The sequence below is a fragment of the Ruegeria sp. AL7 genome (genome assembly GCF_056536105.1).
The window spans coordinates 3,113,365-3,129,810 of sequence record NZ_JBQFJF010000001.1; the positions used below are offsets into that span (position 1 = coordinate 3,113,365).

Genomic DNA, 16,446 nt, shown 5'->3' on the forward strand with positions numbered 1-16,446 from the left:
CCCTTAGTTCTGCGCACCGGATCCTGCCTGAGTTTCGAGCCAGATGCGCGCCTGATCCACCAGCGACACATATGAGCTGAGCAACGGATCGGCCTGCGGTACAGCCTCGCTGATCTGGCGGGCATTCCCGTAGATCAGGTACAGAACCACGCCGATGATCAGCATCAGCGCAAAACCGCGCAAGAACCCACCGGACTTGCGAGGCGCCTGCGCCTCATCTTCTGCCGGGTCCGACCGCATGCTCGAGTTGATGGCATCGACATCCGGCAGCGCATTCTTTTGCCCGGCATCAACGGCGGTTTCCGAAGTTGCAGGGCGTTTGGGCCTGACCTTTGGCTCTGGTGGGGCTTCCAGGCCCAGATCGGGCTGGCTTTCCAGACCACCGCCATCCTGCGCACGCAACTCCGCTTCTCGTGCGGCTTCTTCTTTCAGGATGCTGGCAACTGATGGGGCGACATTTCCTGTGGATGCCGCAGGTTTTTCAACCTCTGGCGCTGTTTTTTCTGCGGGCTCGGCGTCCTTCTGGGCCTCGACCTCGGTGTCCGATGTATCTACCTCAACAGGCTTGTCCTCGGGCGCGTTCGGTTCATCCGTCTGCTCGGATGGATGCTTGGCCTGAAACCAGGTTTGATCGCAGTTCGAACACTGCACGTCGCGGCCTTCCTCGGGGATGACCTCGTCAGGAACTTCGTACTGCGCAGTGCAATTCGGACATGTAAGACGCATACTGCCTCCTCGGCCGGATGAAGGGCCGATAATAGTTTTTTCAGGGATGATATTCCGTTAAGACCCAACAGCAAAGGGCGTTTTCGGTTTCATAGGTCAAGTGTCACCAATTGGACTCGGTAGAGCCATTGAAACCGTCGCCCTGCTCGGGCAAGAAGAGCGGCAAAATATTGGGGGCACGTGTGATCGAGCTGGAAAATGTCAGCTATACCTACGGTGGCGGCGAGTTGCTGAGCGATGTCTCGGTTCAACTACAGCCGGGGTCGTTCCACTTTCTGACCGGTCCGTCAGGAGCGGGAAAGACGACATTGCTCAAGCTGTGTTACGGGGCACTGTTACCAACCTCTGGACGTCTTAGCGTGTTTGATCAGGATATCTCGGCCCTTGATCGGGATCAGCTGGCCGTGCTCCGCCGACGCGTCGGCGTTGTTCATCAGGATTGCCAGTTCCTTGACCATATGACGCTTGCCGAGAATGTCGCCTTGCCACTGATGGTCTCCGGGCGCGGGGAGTCGTCTGGGCAAGACAATTTGACCGAACTGCTCAGCTGGGTGGGGCTTGGTGCACGTCTCGAAGCGCGGCCACCGGAATTGTCCGGCGGTGAACGTCAACGGGCGGCTCTGGCGCGCGCCGTCATCCTGTCGCCCGATGTCATATTGGCTGATGAGCCCACGGGCAATGTCGATTGGGAGATGTCGCAACGTTTGTTGCACCTGCTGGTCGAGCTGAACCGTATGGGAAAGACCGTTCTGATTGCCACCCATGACCTGAGCCTGATCCGCGCGGCAAAAAGTCATGTTCAGGCACGTGTTTTGCGGATTTCGCAGCGAAAGCTGCATCTGGCGGGGGCAGATCTGTGACTGGGGCTGATATCCAAAACCTGCTGCGCGGCGATACCCGTGCTGACCGCGTTGTTCCACCAACCGGCTACACCGCGCATCTGACGCTGTTTGTCGCTGGTGCTATGGCATTTCTTGCTGTTTTTGCTTTGGCTTTGTCCCTCGCCTCTGGCCGCATCGCGGATCGGTGGGCCTCGGAACTGGCGGGCGCTGCAACCTTACGCATCAACGCACCGGCCGAGCAGCTTGCTGCCCAGACAGAAGCGGCATTGACCGTCCTCAGCCAGACACCCGGTGTCGCGTCTGCCCGTGCGCTTAGCGCAGATGAACAAGCCGCGTTGCTGGCACCATGGTTCGGGCCGGACCTGCCGTTGGATACTTTGCCAATCCCGCAGCTGATTGAGATCATCGAGGGCGAACCGGGACTGGATGCGCTCGGGCTGCGATTGCGATTGGGGGCCGAGGTACCCGGCGCGGTTCTGGATGATCATACGCGATGGCGCGAACCGCTGGTCGATGCAGCGATGTCCCTGCGTCGTCTGGGATGGATATCAATCCTGCTGATCGGTGGCGCGACCGCTGCGATGATTACTCTTGCGGCCAACGCATCGCTTGCGGCCAATGCGCAGATTATCGAGGTCCTGCGATTGGTTGGCGCACAGGATGGTTTCATCGCCGGTGCTTTTGTACGGCGGTTTACCTATCGCGCGTTTTTCGGCGCCTCGGTTGGGACCCTGCTGGGAATGACAGGTGTCTTGCTTTTGCCCGAAGCTTCGGACGCGGGCGGGTTTCTGACCGGAGTTGGATTTCAGGGCAAAGACTGGGTATTGCCGGTTCTTATCCCCGTCCTTGGGGCAGCCGTTGCCTTTGTTGCCACATGGGCCGCGGCCCGACGCAAGTTGAAGGAGCTTTCCTGATGTTGATGGCAATTCAGTGGGTTCGTTCCCTCATCTTCATGATTGTGATCTATGCTTGGATGCTGATCCTTGGCATCGCGTTTCTACCTTATGCGCTGTTTTCCAAAAACGGTGCCCTGAAAGCGTGCAAAACCTACGCCAAAAGCACCATGTGGCTGGCCCGGTGGATGGTTGGTATTCGCTGTGAGGTGCGGGGCAATGCCCCAACGAATGAAGTGGTCATCGGGGCCAAACATCAGTCGTTCCTTGATATCATCATGATTTTCGACGCCATTCCGCACGGCAAGTTTATCATGAAGCGCGAGCTGTTGTTCACACCCGTCATTGGCATGTATGCACGACGCCTTGGCTGTATCCCGGTCAATCGCGGCAAGCGCGGTGCGGCTGTGGCAAAAATGGTCAAGGACGTCTCAAAAGAGTTTTCCGAACCCGGTCAGCTGGTGATCTATCCGCAGGGCACGCGTGTGGCACCGGGAGTAAAGAAACCCTACAAGGTTGGTACAGCGGTCCTGTATGAAGGCCTTGGTTTTCCATGCGTTCCGGTTGCGACGAATGCTGGCGTGTTCTGGCCCCGTACAGGCGTGATGCGTAAACCCGGCCTTGCCATTGTAGATTTTCTGGAGCCGATCAAACCAGGTGTTGCCCGCGATGAGTTCCTCGCGCGGTTGGAGGAAGTCATCGAAACACGCTCGAACGAATTGATGCGCGAAGTGGGGTTTGATCCTGATGGAATTCATTGAAAAAGTAGAAGATCTCGAGGCGTTGTACGGAACGCCGGGTGCTGCTTCGTTGCGAAAGGTCGTTCGACACTTAACTCCGCTCTATCGCAAGTGGATTGAAGCCGCGCGCCTTTGTGTTCTCAGTACAGTTGGTCCCGAGGGTGTGGACGGAAGCCCACGTGGGGACGACGGTGCTGTTGTGCGTGAGTTAAACCCAAAAACGCTGGCGTTGCCTGACTGGCGGGGAAATAACCGCCTGGACAGCTTGCGCAACATTGTTCGGGACCCGCGCGTTTCGCTGATGTTCTTTGTGCCGGGTTCTGACAATGTCGTTCGGGTAAACGGAACAGCCCGATTGACCGCAGACGCGGCATTGCGCAACCAGTTCGAAAAGGCTGGCAAGGTTCCGGCGACGGTTATCGTCGTGCAGATTGACGAGATTTACAGTCAGTGCGCGCGTGCACTGATGCGCGCCCGCACTTGGACTTGTGGCGACGAAAGCAAGGACCTTCCGACGATTGGGCAGCTTCTGTCCGAGGCGTCAGAAGGTGAAGAGGGCGGCGCGCAATATGACAAAGACTGGGCTGCACGCGCCGCCAAAACAATGTGGTAGGTAGCGGACGGTTGTTCAGTCAAGCTGCGGCGGCTCCGATTCTGGACACCTTTTTGATCCAGCGATCGACGCTGCCCGGTTTGGGATAGCTTGCGCCTGCAAAGTAAGTGAATCGCGTTGGTTTGAAGCCAACAAACCCGAGGATCTGGCCCCGAACCTGTCGAATAAGCGCTTGCCTGTACATCAGGCGCATGAACCAGCCCGGCGTATCTGAGGTCAGGATAACGCGTGCCGTGCGTCCGGTCAGCATCGGGGCTGGCAGGCCAGCCATCGTGGTGTTGCGGGTGTCGAATGTCCGCCCCGGTATGAACATCCGGTCAATCAATCCCTTGAGTTTTGCAGGCAGCCCGCCCCACCACATAGGTGTGGTCAGGACCAGATGGTCGCTCCATTCGAAGTCCTGCAACACGTGTTCCAGAACTGGTTCAAGCGGCTTGAAGTCGTGATAGTTGCCCTGACCGAAATCAAAATCGAATTGCAGGTCGCTCAGGTGGACTATTCGGACATCATGTCCGTTTTTGCGGGCTGCCTCGCCATAGGTTTCTGCGAATGTGCGTGACAAGCTGCTTTCTGCCGGATGTCCATCGAGGATGAGGATTTTCTTGGGGTGCATCGGGGTTCTCCTAAAAATGACCACGGTCAGTTTATAGAATCAAAAAATGACCACGGTCAATATTAAATTTGACCACGGTCAAAAAATGTGCGATTGGGCGTTATGCAAAAAACGATCCAGAAACGTACCATCAAGACCCGCGCCAAGCTTCTGTCAGCTGCGGAAGAGGTTATCCGACATGGCGGATATGAAGCCTTGCGGGTGGATGAAGTTGTAAAGGCCGCGGGTGTTGCCAAGGGGACCTTCTTTGCACACTTCCGCGACAAGGATGCGCTGATGGAAATCTTGATAGCGGACAAGCTGAATGCTTGCCTGGATCAGGCCCAATCCGGTACCCCACCCAAAACGGTACCAGAGATTATCGCTTCGCTGGAACCGGTCCACGAATTCATGACGTCCGAACGGTACGTGTTCGATCTGTTGATCAGATACTCGGGGGCAACGGCAATCGCAGATATTGGGCCGATTGCCTATTGTTTTGAACGGTATTTCCGGGTCGTGATGATGTGGCTTGAAACCGCAGAGGTACGCAAGGATGTACCATCCGAGCTGTTGGCAGAAGGCGTGCAGGCCTTTGCCATTCAGGCCATGTCCTTACAGTATTGCGCGCTGCATTCAGCGACAACGTTCACAGACAGACTGGAAACATATCTGGATGCATGGCTGACCCCGGCAAGCTGATCGCCGCAGGGGTCAGGGGTGTTAGCTGTGGATCGGGCCGTCTCCGCAGGCCAGGGCAGCCTCGCGAACCGCTTCGGAATACGTCGGATGCGCGTGGCAGGTGAGCGCCAGATCCTCGGCAGAAGCACCGAATTCCATCGCCACACAAACCTCGTGGATCAGATCACCTGCGCCCGGGCCGATGATATGGGCACCCAGGATGCGATCGGTTTCCTTGTCGGCCAGAATCTTGACGAACCCGTCAGCCGCAAAATTCGCCTTGGCGCGCCCATTGCCCATGAACATGAACTTACCGACCTTATAGGCACGACCCTGTTCCTTGAGCGTCGCTTCGGTTTCACCAACATTCGCGACTTCTGGCCAAGTGTAGATCACGCCCGGAATCACGCCATAGTTCACATGACCGTGCTTGCCTGCAACCTGTTCGGCAGCGGCTATTCCTTCGTCTTCGGCCTTGTGTGCCAGCATCGGGCCTTCGGTCACGTCGCCAATTGCATAGATGCCCGGCACGTTGGTCTGCCAGTCGGCACCAACCTTGATCTGACCACGTTGGGTCATCTCGACGCCCAAAGCGTCCAGCCCCAGACCATCCGAATAGGGTTTGCGGCCTGTGGCAACCAGCACAGTGTCGGCGTCGATCACATGTTCACTGTCGTCTTTGAGCAGCTTGTAGGTAACTTTGGCCTTGGTCTTGGTCGCTTCGGTTTTCTGCACCGCTGCACCCATGATAAAGGTCAGGCCCTGTTTCTTGAGAATGCGCTGGAAGGTTTTTTGCACCTCAGGGTCCATGCCCGGCGTGATCTCCTTGAGGAACTCGATCACCGTCACCTCGGCGCCCAGGCGGCTGTAAACCGATCCCAGTTCCAGCCCGATCACACCCGCGCCGATCACAACCATTTTCTTCGGGACCTTGTTCAGCGACAAAGCACCGGTCGAAGTCACGACGACCTTCTCATCAACTTCAACACCGGGCAGGGAAGATGGTTCCGATCCAGAGGCGATGATAATGTTCTTGGTCTCGTGGACCTCATCACCCACCTTGACCTGACCTGCGGCTGGGATTGATCCCCAGCCTTTCAGCCAGTCAATCTTGTTCTTCTTGAACAGAAATTCGATGCCCTTGGTGTTGCCGTCGATGACCTCGTCCTTGTAGGCTTGCATCTGCTTCCAATCGACTGAAGGCGCTTTGCCCTTCAGGCCCATCTTGGCAAAGTTATGCTCGGCCTCGTGCAGCTGATGGCTGGCATGCAGCAGCGCCTTGGAGGGAATGCAGCCCACGTTCAGGCAAGTACCGCCCAGTGTTTCGCGCCCTTCGACCACGGCTGTTTTCAAACCCAGTTGAGCGCAGCGGATCGCGCAGACATAGCCGCCGGGTCCGGCGCCGATTACGATGACGTCATAATTTGCCATTACATTCTCCTAAATCGACCGGACGTACCGGCGCTTCCCCGACCCGATTTGGCGGGTCGGAAATAGTCATTGTCAAACAGGTTCCAGCAGCTTGATCGAGATATGGGCAATTCCGCCCCGCTCGTGATGCATCGCCAATTCTTCAGAACCAAAGAAGGCTTTGGCCTTGTCCAGGTTTGTAACCTCGAACATCGCGATGGCGTGGTCTTTTTGGTCGGGGTCGCGCCAGACGTGCAGGTCGCGGATACCCGCGGCCTTGCGCATCGGTTTGTCCTCGCGGAACACTTTCAGCCAGGCGTTGAAATCGGCCACGTCGGCTTGCCAAAGTACATGCGTTGCCATGCTTACAGGTCCATCAGCAGGCGGCGCGGGTCTTCCAGCGCCTCTTTCACACGAACGAGGAAGGTAACGGCACCTTTGCCATCGACGATCCGGTGGTCATACGACAGGGCCAGATACATCATCGGGCGGATCTTGATCTCACCATTGATGACCATCGGGCGGTCCTGGATCTTGTGCATGCCCAGAATACCCGACTGAGGGGGGTTCAGGATCGGCGAGGACATCAGCGAACCATAGACACCACCATTCGAGATGGTGAAGGTGCCACCCTGCATCTCAGCCATGCTCAGCTTGCCGTCACGGGCGCGCTTGCCCTTTTCGGCGATGGCTTTTTCGATCGCGGCAAAGGACATGCTGTCGGCATCACGGATCACGGGAACGACCAGACCCTGCGGCGTACCGGCGGCGACGCCCATATGCACGAAGTTCTTGTAGACGATGTCGGTTCCATCAATCTCGGCATTGACCTCGGGCACTTCTTTCAGCGCGTGGCAGCATGCCTTGGTGAAGAAGGACATAAAGCCCAAACGCACGCCATGCTTCTTCTCGAACTGGTCTTTGTACTGATTGCGCAGGGCCATGACCTCGGTCATGTCCACCTCGTTGTAGGTGGTCAGGATCGCAGCGGTGTTTTGTGCGTCCTTGAGACGTTTGGCAATGGTTTGGCGCAGGCGGGTCATCCGCACGCGTTCTTCGCGGGCCTCGTCCTCGGCAGCCACAGGGGCGCGAGGGGCTTGGGCCACAGGGGCGGGCGCAGTCGCCGCAGGTGCCGGGGCTGAAACTGCTGCAACGGCTTTGGCTACGTCTTCCTTCATGATGCGACCGTCGCGGCCTGTTCCGGTGACCTGATCAGCCGACAGTCCGGCTTCGGCCATTGCTTTCTGGGCGGACGGTGCGTTTGCGACGTCTTTTCCGGTGCTTGTTGCTGCGGGCGCCGCCGCCGCTGCCTGGGCCGGCGCGGCTGCTGCACCAGCGGCAGCTCCGGAGATGACGGCCAGCTTGGCAGCCGCATCCACGGTCGATCCTTCTGGAGCAACGATTTCCGCAAGAACACCCGAAGTCGGTGCGGGAACTTCAACCGAGACTTTATCGGTTTCCAATTCGCACAGCATCTCGTCCTGCGCGACGTTGTCGCCGACCTGTTTGAACCAGGTCGAAACGGTTGCCTCCGTCACAGACTCACCAAGTGTCGGCACCATCACGTCAACCGACCTACCTGATGCGGCAGGTGCCGCTGCCGGGGCTGCGGCTGGCGCCGGGGCTGCGCCTTCGCCCGCCGCAATCGTTGCCAGCAAGGCGTCAACACCGACGGTTTCGCCTTCGGCTGCCACGATTTCACCCATTACACCCGCTGCGGGAGAAGGAACCTCGACGGTGACCTTGTCTGTCTCCAGCTCACACAGCATCTCATCCATGGCGACCGCATCACCGGGCTTTTTGAACCAGGTTGCAACTGTGGCTTCGGTGACCGATTCGCCAAGCGTGGGAACACGAACTTCAATCGTCATCGCTTACTTTCCTTCAATGCTCAGCGCTTCGTTAACCAGCGCTTCTTGTTGGGCTTTGTGTTGGCTGGCCAGCCCCGTTGCGGGCGAGGCCGATGTGGCGCGACCGGCATAGGTCGGGCGAGTGTGTTTTGCATCGATACGGGACAGGACCCATTCGATGTTGGGTTCGATAAAGGTCCACGCACCCTGGTTCTTGGGCTCTTCCTGACACCAGACCATCTCGGCATTCTTGAACCGTTCGAGTTCGTTGATCAGTGAATGTGCCGGGAACGGATAGAATTGTTCGATCCGCATCAGGTAGATGTCATCGATGCCACGCGCGTCGCGTTCCTCCAGCAGGTCGAAATAGACCTTGCCGGAACACATGACGACGCGCTTGATCTTGTCATCGGCCACCAGCTTGGTGTCAGAGTTGCCCTTCTGCGCGTCATCCCACAGCACCCGGTGGAAGCTGGAGCCTGTGGTGAAGTCGTCCGCCGTGCTGACGGCCAGCTTGTGACGCAGCAGCGACTTCGGTGTCACCAGGATCAGCGGTTTCCGGAAAGTACGGTGCAACTGACGGCGCAGGATGTGGAAATAGTTCGCGGGTGTCGTACAGTTCGCCACGATCCAGTTGTCCTGACCGCACATTTGCAGGAACCGTTCCAGACGCGCTGACGAGTGTTCCGGGCCTTGCCCTTCAAAGCCATGCGGCAGCAATGTGACAAGACCGGACATCCGCAGCCACTTGCTTTCGCCCGAGCTGATAAACTGGTCGAACATGATCTGCGCACCGTTGGCAAAGTCGCCGAACTGCGCCTCCCACAGAACCAGAGCGTTCGGTTCTGCTAGCGAATAGCCGTATTCGAAACCCAGCACCGCGTATTCCGACAGCATCGAGTCGATGACATCGTATTGGGATTGCCCGGCACGGATGTTGTTAAGCGGGTAATACCGTTCTTCGGTTTCCTGATGAACAAACCCAGAGTGACGCTGGCTGAAGGTGCCCCGTGTTGCGTCCTGTCCGGCCAGACGCACGGGATATCCTTCGGTCAGCAACGAGCCAAACGCCAGTGCCTCGCCCGTGGCCCAGTCGAAGCCTGCACCAGTCTCGAACATCTGTTTCTTATGTTCCAGCAACCGCTCAACGGTTTTGTGCATTGCGAAATCGCCAGGAGCCTTGGTCAGCGCGGCTCCGATTTCTGCCAGTGTCTCTGCCGAGATCGCTGTTTCACCCCGGACATAGTCATCCTTGTTCTTGTCAAGATGCGACCAGCGCCCATCCAGCCAGTCGGCCTTGTTGGGTTTATAGTCTTTCCCGGCCTCGAATTCGTCGTTCAGGTGGGCCTGAAAAGCGGCCTTCATATCTTCGATCTCACCCTCGGGGATCAGCCCGTCCTTGACCAGCCGCTCGGTATACAAGGAAAGCGTTGTCTTATGGGTTTTGATCTTCTTGTACATGATCGGGTTGGTGAACATGGGCTCATCGCCCTCGTTATGGCCAAACCGGCGATAGCAGAAGATGTCCAGAACCACGTCTTTATGGAACTTCTGGCGGAACTCGGTCGCCACCTTCGCGGCGTGAACTACCGCCTCGGGGTCGTCGCCGTTCACATGGAAGATCGGGGCCTCGACCATCAGCGCGATATCGGTGGGATAGGGGCTCGAGCGGCTGAAATGCGGCGCGGTAGTGAACCCGATCTGGTTGTTGACCACGATGTGCATGGTGCCGCCGGTTCTGTGCCCTTTCAGGCCGGATAGGCCAAAGCCCTCGGCCACAACACCTTGACCGGCAAAGGCCGCGTCACCGTGCAGCAATATCGCCATGACCCTGGTACGGTCCGTGTCGCCCAGTTGGTCTTGCTTGGCGCGAACCTTACCCAGAACTACCGGGTTTACCGCCTCAAGGTGAGAGGGGTTGGCGGTCAATGACAGGTGCACACTGTTGCCATCGAATTCGCGATCGCTTGAGGCGCCGAGGTGATATTTCACATCGCCAGAGCCGTCCACGTCCTCTGGCTTGAAGCTACCGCCCTGGAATTCGTTGAAAATCGCGCGATAAGGCTTGCCCATCACGTTGGCCAGAATGTTCAGGCGACCCCGGTGCGGCATCCCGATGACGATGTCACTGAGGCCAAGCGCGCCACCACGCTTGATGATCTGTTCCATCGCCGGGATTAGCGCCTCGCCACCGTCCAGACCGAACCGCTTGGTGCCCATGTACTTGACGTGCAGGAACTTCTCAAAGCCCTCGGCCTCGACCATCTTGTTCAGGATCGCCTTGCGGCCTTCCTTGGTGAACGCGATTTCCTTGCCATAGCCCTCGATCCGCTCCTTCAGCCACGCGGCCTCTTCCGGGTTCGAGATATGCATGTACTGCAGCGCAAAGGTGCCGCAATATGTGCGTTTCACGATCTCAACGATCTGCCGCATGGAAGCGACCTGTAATCCCAGCACGTTGTCGATAAAGATCGGGCGATCCATGTCGGCATCGGTGAAACCGTAAGTCTTCGGGTCCAGCTCAGGATGGGTGCTGGCAGCGCGCATACCCAGCGGGTCCAGATCCGCGGCCAGATGGCCCCGGATGCGGTAGGCCCGGATCAGCATCAGTGCTCGCAAACTGTCCAGCACGGCGCGTTTGATCTGATCGTCGCTGACCTCAGCCCCTTTTTCAGCCGCCTTGTCCTTGATCTTCTTGCCCGCCGCTTTGGCGTCAATCTCGGCCCATTCACCAGTCAGCGCACCAGTCAGGTCGTCTGCTGGCATCGGCGGCCAGTCGGTGCGCGCCCAGGACGGACCTTCGGCTTCGCGTTGAACATCGGGGGCATCATCGCCCATGGCATCAAAGAACGCGCCCCATGCGGCATCCACCGCACCGGGGTTCTTTGTGTATTGCGCATAAAGCTGCTCCAGATATTCGGCATTATGCCCCTGCATGAAGCTTGAGGCATGAAAGGCGGAATTGGGCGAATGTTCGGTCATAGGGCTACCTCTGTTGGGTTGGGACCGTATTGATTGGTGCCTGGCTGGCTGGGGCGTGTCAGCCACCATAGAACCAGGAGGGGCGACACGACCAGTACCAGTAGTGTCGGAAGAACGATGAGCAACGTGGCGCGGGTAAACAGGATATCCAGCCTGCCACCATGCTGGAAATGAGAGGCCAGGCCGATACCGAAAACGAGCACGGCTCCGGCGCCAAGGATCAACAGGATCGGCAGCAGAGCATACAGCCCGCTGCGACCGGTATCATGCATCCGCCGGAAAGCAACTGCCAGATGGGGAAAGAAGACGATCAGGCTGACGATGCCCTGCACCGGTTGCGAGGACGTGGTCGACACGGATTTCGAGGTTTCGGTTTCCGTCACCGCGACCTGCGTGAAGAACTGCCAGTCGATGATCCCGGCAATGATGTTCCAGATCACGATGAACAGGAAAAAGAACCAGTATTCGGGCCGCGAAGCACGGCCCGAGAAAGTGAAGAACTTGGAGAAGCAGGTGCGTATGGCGTCGGAGAAGGTCATTCTTAGTTCTCTGACTGTTTCGTGACATAAGTTGAGAAAACAGAGGACACATCAATGTCAATGCCCGACACGGCGGAAATGCGCTCGGTGTTCAGGACCGCACCGTTCAGAACCCGTTTTAGGCCGTTTCTTTCATATGATTGCGATCGAAGACGATGCACTGGAGGCAAGGTCGCAGGATCACGTCCTGTGTCCCCAAGCAAACGCTCAAATGTCACTGGCGATTCTTCATTTTTGAGCGCAATCACGCAACTTAGATGGCCGTAGGTGTCATGCACATAACTGTCGATGCGCAAAACGCTTCCGGTTTGAAGTTTAACAAACCAACGATCTTTTTGTTGTGTGCTTTCGACAATCTTTAGATTACGAGTCCCGGCGGCATTCTTGAGTGCAAGTTCCCATGTTCTTGTTATGCGCGGATTGGCAACGTCACCATAGCCAAACTGTTCTGCAAGTAACGTTGCGGCAAAAGACTTTATTGCGCGTTCGTCAAGTTCCGCTGGGACCACCGGAGACCAGCCAATCTCGATTAGGGTATCGGTCACTGTCGCTAGATCAATTGCGGACTGGCAAGCCGCAACGGTATCAGAAGCGAAGCTCGAGCTGTCGGCAACAGCAGGGGCAGTAGTGGCTGCCGAGATGGCAGCCACAAGGCCAAAAAGGATTTTTGTGCCCCAGTTCACAATTTACCCAATCGCTTCCAGCACGGCCTCACCCAGCTGCGCCGGGCTTTCGGCCACGACGATACCGGCCGAGCGCATGGCTTCGATCTTGTCCTCGGCACCGCCTTTGCCACCGGCGACAATCGCGCCCGCGTGGCCCATGCGGCGGCCCGGAGGTGCCGTGCGGCCTGCGATGAAGCCTGCAACCGGCTTCTTGCGGCCTTTCTTGGCCTCATCGGCCAGGAACTGCGCGGCTTCTTCCTCGGCCGAGCCGCCGATCTCGCCAATCATGATGATCGACGTGGTCTCGTCATCTGCCAGGAACCATTCCAGCACGTCGATATGTTCAGTCCCTTTGATCGGGTCGCCGCCAATGCCCACACAGGTGGACTGGCCCAGTCCTACGTCCGTTGTCTGTTTCACGGCTTCATAAGTAAGCGTACCCGAGCGGGAAACGACACCCACGCTCCCGCGTTTGTGAATATGGCCGGGCATGATACCGATCTTGCAGGCGTCAGGCGTGATGACACCGGGGCAGTTCGGGCCAATCAGGCGCGACTTGCTGCCTTCCAGCGCGCGTTTCACCTTCATCATGTCCAGAACCGGGATACCTTCGGTGATGCAGACAATCACTTCCATCTCGGCATCAATCGCTTCGAGGATCGAATCCGCCGCGAATGGGGGCGGTACGTAGATCACCGATGCGTTGGCTTCGGTCACGTGCTTGGCCTCGTGGACCGAGTTGAACACGGGCAGGCCCAAATGCTCCATCCCGCCTTTGCCGGGGGTTACGCCGCCAACCATCTTGGTGCCATAGGCAATGGCCTGTTCGCTGTGGAATGTACCTTGCGAGCCGGTAAAGCCCTGACAGATCACTTTAGTGTTTTCGTCGATGAGGACTGCCATTTTGTCCCTTTCTCTAGGCGGTGTTGGATTGATGGGGTTCTGCCGCTGGAAGAACCTGCGGCGCATAGGTAATTTTCTGAAGCGTGGCGCGACCAAGGACCAGGTTGGCCATCGTGCGCAGGCCGCTGCTGATTTCGGCGATACCGCGCCTGATATTTTGTCGGACCAGCGGCCAGCCCGTAGGGCGTGCGCGGGGGAAACCCATCTGGATTTCGCCCGGCGCTTCGTTGCCTTGCTCGACCATCGCAGGAACCACCTGATAGACATTGACCCGACGCGCCGCAGCCGAGGCTGACGGGTTGAACAACAGGCCATCCAGCGTGATGTCATAGGGCCTTTGCGCCAGAAAGTGTTCTGCCGCTTGCCGGGTCAACGCATATGCGGCACCGCCGGGGTGGCGTGAGTGCATCAGGCGCAGTTCCCGACCCAGATGGGATGAGCTTTTGCGCTCAAGTGCGAGGAAAAGCTTTGTGCTGCGCCAGCGTTCGAACCGCACGATATCGGCATCCTCTGGCCACCAGGATGCATCGTTCAACCAATCCGCCAGTTCTGGCGACAGGAAAACATCATCCTCAAGTATCAAAGCCTGCTCCGCGCCGGAGGCGACAACGGCCTCCCACGCTTTGGCGTGACTGAGGGTGCAGGCCATGTCCTTGGTATGGAAATAACCCCAGGGTCCCTCAGACCGGCATTCACGCAGGAATTCCTCACGGGTGGCGGCGTCGCAATCAACAGCGTTGATGCGCGTTGCCGACAGGCCTGCCTTTTGCAGCTCCTGCGCCATCAAACGCGCCCGCCCGGTGGCGCGTTCTAGGCCTATGAGGAAGATGGGGATGGTCATGGGGTTACATTTCCAGTCAGATCAGGCAGTCTGTACCAACAGCGATTTGGTCCGCGAGCCGGTAGAGCCCTGACAGATCACTTTGGTATTTTCGTCGATGAGGACTGCCATTTTAGTGGCTCCTTCGCTTGCTATCTTATCTGTTGAAGTTCGATGGACGAGTATTGCTGTCCAGCGGGTTGTTTCGGAGGTTGCCCGGAGACGATGTAGACATTTCGCCCTGCAATGGGTTTGTCGGCTCTCAGCGTAGTTCTCGAAGAGCTTCTGGTCGTCTGATAAGTAGATGAACCATCGATGTGCTTTGCAGCCATCCGCTTTTGTATTTCTTCTACGTCAGTGGAAGTTAGGTTTTTCGACGCTATATAGCAGTAGTCATACTCGACCCTGCCCCTGGTTCCAAAATCAGAAGTTCTGGTTCCGGTGACTGCATAGATCCAATTCGGCTCACTGAAGAACCGAGTTCCTCCCTCGGACGTGTTAGAAATACGTTCAAGGTCTGAGTTCTCCAGCGTTTGAGTTGCTTGAGAAGGATTACCCAAGCTGGCCATGCAGACCGTTTCAAACAGCACACTCGCTTCTTCAATTGCACTGCTTCGTGTTACCGGCGCGTTCGTGCAACCAGCTAAAAGAATTGCGGTTGCCAAGGAGATCTTCTGGAAATTCATTCAATCGGCCTTTGAAAGTGATACTCATCCCGAGGACAGAGGAAGGTTTGCATTTCTGCAAATCTTCCTCCCACTCTGCTCAACCCTTAACCGCCTTCACGATCTTCTCGGCACCGTCTTTCAGGTTGTCCGCCGCGATCACGTCCAGACCCGAATTGTTGATGATCTCTTTGCCTTTCTCGACATTGGTGCCTTCCAGACGCACGACCAGCGGAACTTGCAGCCCGACCTCTTTCACCGCAGCCACCACGCCCTCTGCGATAACATCACAGCGCATGATGCCGCCGAAGATATTGACCAGAATGCCTTTGACCTGCGGGTCCGAGGTGATGATCTTGAACGCCTCGGTCACCTTCTCTTTGGTCGCACCGCCGCCCACGTCGAGGAAGTTGGCAGGCTCGGCCCCATAAAGCTTGATGATGTCCATCGTGGCCATCGCCAGACCGGCACCGTTCACCATGCAACCAATCTCACCGTCCAGTGCGATGTAGTTCAGGTCGTATTTGCTGGCTTCCAGTTCCTTGGGGTCTTCCTCGGTCGTGTCGCGCAGTTCAGCGATATCCGGGTGGCGGTAGACCGCGTTGCCATCAAAGCCAACTTTGGCATCCAGCACTTTCAGGTCGCCGCTGTCGGATACGATCAGCGGGTTGATCTCCAGCATCTCCATGTCCTTCTCGACGAAGGCTTTGTAGAGGATGCCCATAAGCCTGACACATTGCTTGACCTGCGCGCCCTCCAGACCCAGCGAAAACGCGATGCGGCGACCATGGTAGGGTTGGTAGCCGGTGGCCGGGTCAACCGAGAAGGACAGGATTTTCTCGGGCGTCGCGGCGGCGACTTCTTCGATGTCCATACCGCCTTCGGTCGAGCAGACAAACGAGATACGGCTGGTCTGACGATCTACCAGCAGGGCCAGGTACAACTCACGCTCGATGCCGGAACCGGCTTCGATATAGATGCGGTTGACCTGCTTGCCTGCCGGACCCGTCTGATGGGTGACCAGAGTGCGACCCAGCATCTTCTTGGCTTCTTCGGCCGCTTCCTCGACCGATTTCGTCAGACGGACACCGCCTTTTTCACCAGCGTCGGCTTCTTTGAAGGATCCTTTGCCACGGCCACCCGCGTGTATCTGCGCCTTGACGACCCAAAGCGGTCCATCCAGTTCGCCGGCTGCGGTTTTGGCTTCCTCGGCGCGCAGCACGGCGCGACCATCGGAGACCGGAGCGCCGTAGCTGCGAAGAAGAGCCTTGGCCTGATATTCGTGAATGTTCATCGAAATTGTCCCGTCTGACTGCGTTTAACCGTTATAGGCGTGTCTAGCGGGTAAATTTAAAGGGTTTTTTGATCTGTGACGGGAAATTGCCGAAGATTTTCAACATTTGTGATCACGGGTTTTTAGGGTGTGATCACAAAAGCTCGAGTGTCATCAATTGATTCGATAATCCTGCACAGTTTTTTGAAATCACATTCGAAAAAAGGGATTTGCGACGTTTGCGCCAACATA

The 16,446-nt window shown here is 57.3% G+C and carries 17 protein-coding genes; 5 read left to right on the plus strand and 12 right to left on the minus strand.

Features of this window, described 5'->3' with window-relative positions; genetic code table 11:
- Positions 1–3: 3 nt before the first annotated feature.
- Positions 4–726, minus strand: coding sequence for a zinc-ribbon domain-containing protein (locus tag ACR3E2_RS15630; protein WP_480483122.1), 723 nt, complete (start codon positions 724–726; stop codon positions 4–6).
- Positions 727–908: 182 nt separating this feature from the next.
- Here ACR3E2_RS15630 and ACR3E2_RS15635 point away from each other — a divergent pair, with 182 nt between their 5' ends.
- Genes ACR3E2_RS15635 through ACR3E2_RS15650 form a run of 4 tightly spaced genes read left to right on the plus strand, consistent with a single transcriptional unit; the run spans position 909 to position 3,814 of the window.
- Positions 909–1,586, plus strand: coding sequence for a cell division ATP-binding protein FtsE (locus ACR3E2_RS15635; RefSeq protein ID WP_209506709.1), 678 nt, complete (start codon positions 909–911; stop codon positions 1,584–1,586).
- Positions 1,583–2,482 (plus strand): cell division protein FtsX, encoded by a 900-nt coding sequence (locus ACR3E2_RS15640; protein WP_480483124.1) that lies wholly within the window; start codon positions 1,583–1,585, stop codon positions 2,480–2,482. Before ACR3E2_RS15635 ends, ACR3E2_RS15640 begins: the two co-directional genes overlap by 4 nt.
- A complete protein-coding gene (locus ACR3E2_RS15645; RefSeq protein WP_267363220.1) occupies positions 2,482–3,222 on the plus strand; it encodes a lysophospholipid acyltransferase family protein in 741 nt (246 codons plus the stop codon). Before ACR3E2_RS15640 ends, ACR3E2_RS15645 begins: the two co-directional genes overlap by 1 nt.
- Positions 3,209–3,814 (plus strand): pyridoxamine 5'-phosphate oxidase family protein, encoded by a 606-nt coding sequence (locus ACR3E2_RS15650; protein ID WP_480483127.1) that lies wholly within the window; start codon positions 3,209–3,211, stop codon positions 3,812–3,814. The genes ACR3E2_RS15645 and ACR3E2_RS15650 overlap by 14 nt, the downstream gene beginning before the upstream one ends.
- Before the next feature lie 19 nt (positions 3,815–3,833).
- On the opposite strand, the gene ACR3E2_RS15655 is transcribed toward ACR3E2_RS15650, so the two are convergent.
- Positions 3,834–4,427 (minus strand): NAD(P)H-dependent oxidoreductase, encoded by a 594-nt coding sequence (locus ACR3E2_RS15655; protein WP_480483129.1) that lies wholly within the window; start codon positions 4,425–4,427, stop codon positions 3,834–3,836.
- 102 nt (positions 4,428–4,529) lie between these two features.
- Here ACR3E2_RS15655 and ACR3E2_RS15660 point away from each other — a divergent pair, with 102 nt between their 5' ends.
- Positions 4,530–5,108: a TetR/AcrR family transcriptional regulator gene (locus tag ACR3E2_RS15660; RefSeq protein ID WP_480483131.1), complete on the plus strand. Its 579-nt coding sequence runs from the start codon at positions 4,530–4,532 to the stop codon at positions 5,106–5,108.
- Between the two features lie 21 nt (positions 5,109–5,129).
- On the opposite strand, the gene lpdA is transcribed toward ACR3E2_RS15660, so the two are convergent.
- The 10 genes from lpdA to sucC all read right to left on the minus strand — a co-directional run bounded on the left by lpdA (position 5,130) and on the right by sucC (position 16,215).
- Entirely contained in the window at positions 5,130–6,518 is a 1,389-nt protein-coding gene (gene lpdA, locus ACR3E2_RS15665) for a dihydrolipoyl dehydrogenase (RefSeq protein WP_480483132.1), read from the minus strand.
- A 72-nt stretch (positions 6,519–6,590) separates the two neighbouring features.
- Positions 6,591–6,860, minus strand: a complete 270-nt coding sequence (locus tag ACR3E2_RS15670) for a hypothetical protein (protein WP_480483134.1) — start codon at positions 6,858–6,860, stop codon at positions 6,591–6,593.
- A 2-nt stretch (positions 6,861–6,862) separates the two neighbouring features.
- On the minus strand, positions 6,863–8,368 hold the full coding sequence (gene odhB / locus ACR3E2_RS15675) for a 2-oxoglutarate dehydrogenase complex dihydrolipoyllysine-residue succinyltransferase (RefSeq protein ID WP_480483136.1): 1,506 nt from the start codon (positions 8,366–8,368) through the stop codon (positions 6,863–6,865).
- A 3-nt stretch (positions 8,369–8,371) separates the two neighbouring features.
- A complete protein-coding gene (locus ACR3E2_RS15680) occupies positions 8,372–11,329 on the minus strand; it encodes a 2-oxoglutarate dehydrogenase E1 component (protein ID WP_480483137.1) in 2,958 nt (985 codons plus the stop codon).
- A complete protein-coding gene (locus ACR3E2_RS15685) occupies positions 11,326–11,868 on the minus strand; it encodes a DUF805 domain-containing protein (protein ID WP_480483139.1) in 543 nt (180 codons plus the stop codon). The genes ACR3E2_RS15680 and ACR3E2_RS15685 overlap by 4 nt, the downstream gene beginning before the upstream one ends.
- Before the next feature lie 2 nt (positions 11,869–11,870).
- A complete protein-coding gene (locus ACR3E2_RS15690) occupies positions 11,871–12,551 on the minus strand; it encodes a hypothetical protein (protein ID WP_480483141.1) in 681 nt (226 codons plus the stop codon).
- Between the two features lie 3 nt (positions 12,552–12,554).
- Entirely contained in the window at positions 12,555–13,436 is an 882-nt protein-coding gene (gene sucD, locus ACR3E2_RS15695; protein ID WP_209506539.1) for a succinate--CoA ligase subunit alpha, read from the minus strand.
- 13 nt (positions 13,437–13,449) lie between these two features.
- Positions 13,450–14,277, minus strand: a complete 828-nt coding sequence (locus tag ACR3E2_RS15700) for a glycosyltransferase family 25 protein (protein WP_480483143.1) — start codon at positions 14,275–14,277, stop codon at positions 13,450–13,452.
- Between the two features lie 131 nt (positions 14,278–14,408).
- Complete coding sequence (locus tag ACR3E2_RS15705) at positions 14,409–14,942, minus strand: hypothetical protein (protein ID WP_480483144.1); 534 nt, start codon at positions 14,940–14,942, stop codon at positions 14,409–14,411.
- A gap of 79 nt (positions 14,943–15,021) precedes the next feature.
- Positions 15,022–16,215: an ADP-forming succinate--CoA ligase subunit beta gene (gene sucC / locus ACR3E2_RS15710; RefSeq protein ID WP_267363198.1), complete on the minus strand. Its 1,194-nt coding sequence runs from the start codon at positions 16,213–16,215 to the stop codon at positions 15,022–15,024.
- Positions 16,216–16,446 lie beyond the last annotated feature (231 nt).

Bases quoted from the DNA above. Each gene is read 5' to 3' on its own strand.
- ACR3E2_RS15630 (WP_480483122.1), bottom strand. From the start codon at position 726: ATGCGTCTTACATGTCCGAATTGCACTGCGCAGTACGAAGTTCCTGAC.
- ACR3E2_RS15645 (WP_267363220.1), top strand. From the start codon at position 2,482: ATGTTGATGGCAATTCAGTGGGTTCGTTCCCTCATCTTCATGATTGTG.
- ACR3E2_RS15650 (WP_480483127.1), top strand. From the start codon at position 3,209: ATGGAATTCATTGAAAAAGTAGAAGATCTCGAGGCGTTGTACGGAACG.
- ACR3E2_RS15655 (WP_480483129.1), bottom strand. From the start codon at position 4,427: ATGCACCCCAAGAAAATCCTCATCCTCGATGGACATCCGGCAGAAAGC.
- ACR3E2_RS15660 (WP_480483131.1), top strand. From the start codon at position 4,530: ATGCAAAAAACGATCCAGAAACGTACCATCAAGACCCGCGCCAAGCTT.
- lpdA (WP_480483132.1), bottom strand. From the start codon at position 6,518: ATGGCAAATTATGACGTCATCGTAATCGGCGCCGGACCCGGCGGCTAT.
- ACR3E2_RS15670 (WP_480483134.1), bottom strand. From the start codon at position 6,860: ATGGCAACGCATGTACTTTGGCAAGCCGACGTGGCCGATTTCAACGCC.
- odhB (WP_480483136.1), bottom strand. From the start codon at position 8,368: ATGACGATTGAAGTTCGTGTTCCCACGCTTGGCGAATCGGTCACCGAA.
- ACR3E2_RS15680 (WP_480483137.1), bottom strand. From the start codon at position 11,329: ATGACCGAACATTCGCCCAATTCCGCCTTTCATGCCTCAAGCTTCATG.
- ACR3E2_RS15685 (WP_480483139.1), bottom strand. From the start codon at position 11,868: ATGACCTTCTCCGACGCCATACGCACCTGCTTCTCCAAGTTCTTCACT.
- sucD (WP_209506539.1), bottom strand. From the start codon at position 13,436: ATGGCAGTCCTCATCGACGAAAACACTAAAGTGATCTGTCAGGGCTTT.
- ACR3E2_RS15700 (WP_480483143.1), bottom strand. From the start codon at position 14,277: ATGACCATCCCCATCTTCCTCATAGGCCTAGAACGCGCCACCGGGCGG.
- ACR3E2_RS15705 (WP_480483144.1), bottom strand. From the start codon at position 14,942: ATGAATTTCCAGAAGATCTCCTTGGCAACCGCAATTCTTTTAGCTGGT.
- sucC (WP_267363198.1), bottom strand. From the start codon at position 16,215: ATGAACATTCACGAATATCAGGCCAAGGCTCTTCTTCGCAGCTACGGC.